The organism is Thermococcus sp. GR5 (assembly GCF_012027535.1).
In the GTDB taxonomy this organism is placed as follows: Archaea; Methanobacteriota_B; Thermococci; order Thermococcales; family Thermococcaceae; genus Thermococcus; species Thermococcus onnurineus.
The window spans coordinates 1-405 of sequence record NZ_SNUN01000031.1 but is presented as its reverse complement, the minus strand read 5'-3'; the positions used below and the strand labels follow the sequence as shown (position 1 = coordinate 405).

At 36.8% G+C, this 405-nt stretch carries 1 protein-coding gene; it reads left to right on the top strand.

The annotated features are described in order from the left end of the window. A partial coding sequence (locus E3E33_RS10735; RefSeq protein ID WP_167731699.1) for an amidohydrolase family protein occupies window positions 1-405 on the top strand: 405 nt, incomplete at both ends.

Sequence of the window (405 nt, the reverse complement as noted above, 5' to 3'; positions counted from 1 at the left end):
AAAAGAATTTAATTTTAAATTAGTTATTGACGGTGCAGCAGAAGCATACAGATTAATTGATGAAATAAAAGCGGCTAAAGCAGAAGTTATTTTGCATGCAACACTGGCACGTAACGGCGGTGATATGGTAAACATGACAAGAGAAAGTGCAGGCATACTTACGGCTGCCGGCATTCCTGTTAGTATAGAAACAGGCTTTGAAGGATATGTTCCTAAAACACATGTATTATTGTATGAAGCAGCATTGGCTGTAACTTATGGAATGCCTTATGAAGAAGGATTAAAAGCTGTTACTTTAAACCCTGCTAAATTATTAGGCATAGATAAAAGAGTAGGCAGTATTGAAAAAGGAAAAGATGCGGACTTAGTTTTATATGATGGAGACCCTTACGAATACCTGACCAA